Source organism: Rhodococcus sp. LB1 (genome assembly GCF_001583455.1).
Lineage (GTDB): Bacteria > Actinomycetota > Actinomycetes > Mycobacteriales > Mycobacteriaceae > Rhodococcus_F > Rhodococcus_F opacus.
The window spans coordinates 1-1,015 of sequence record NZ_LTCZ01000134.1 but is presented as its reverse complement, the minus strand read 5'-3'; the positions used below and the strand labels follow the sequence as shown (position 1 = coordinate 1,015).

The following is a 1,015-nucleotide window of genomic DNA, read 5'->3' as shown; positions in this document are numbered from 1 at the left end:
CTACCGAACGCGCGGCCGTGTTGGCCCAGGCCCGGCTGGCGCACCCCGAACGGTTCGGGACCGTAGGCATCCCGAAGATTCTGGATTTGCCCATCGACGCGTGGATCAACAAACCGGCCGAGATGGAGCCGGCCGAACCGGACGCGAATCAGACCGCGGCGTAACTCCCGTTGGACTCGAACACCTTGAAAAATTCCGGTGGTCCGGCTCCACCGCTGATGAACGTGTGCGTGAGCATTGTCGTGGTCCTCGGGCGACGAGGCTCGCGACACGACGAGAGTTCCTTGGTCCCTTATGGATGTTGCGGAGGGCGGACAGGATGTGGTGGCTTCTGCCGCGTTCGGTGACAACGGTGATGATCAGCGTCGTGCTTAGTCACCGCCGGCATAGTTGTGCGGAGGCGTCCGTCTGCTTGAAGGTGCCACCGTGGCCTCAAACCACTCGTGCGAGGGCATCGCCGGTGGATCGCTCGCGGTCTCAATGGAAGGAGCTCTGGAGGTGCTTAAACAGGTGCCCTGCCTTCGCGGCGAGTCGCCGAGGAATTCCGCGTTGGCAGTCAGACTCCAACGTGAAATACTCTGGGGCGCGCGGGGGACGATGCACAGCGCGGCTATTGGCCCGACCGGTATACACGCTAGGTCCTCGGCTTCCAGCCAGAGCCCGAGAACAGGACCGCCGTTCCAGGCGGTCGCGTAACGGGCCAGCGCGGTTCCGACAACAACGTCAGGTTGACGCGAGATGCGCGCGACGTGTCCGTTCTCTCTGATATCTGCCTTCCTGCGCGTCCACAGCAGGATCTTCTGGTCAGGCTTCTTCCAGCGGCGCACCCAACGGACCGCGAGTTCGATGGCTTCCGGATCCTCAGCGCTGCTATTCGTTATGGCACAGGGATAGGTGAATGTCTCTCCTGCCATTAGACGCACCTCCGGACATGTGGTGACCGACTTGTCGCGTTCATCTTGCTGAGGGTGGTTATCTGGCCACGCCTTCTGCGTGAGCAGCGGCGGCGACTGCC

At 62.6% G+C, this 1,015-nt stretch carries 1 protein-coding gene; it reads right to left on the bottom strand.

The window, feature by feature from the left end; translation table 11 throughout:
• Window positions 1-371 precede the first annotated feature (371 nt).
• The coding region (locus AZG88_RS51825) for a hypothetical protein (RefSeq protein WP_231914095.1) at window positions 372-1,015 on the bottom strand (644 nt) is incomplete at its 5' end.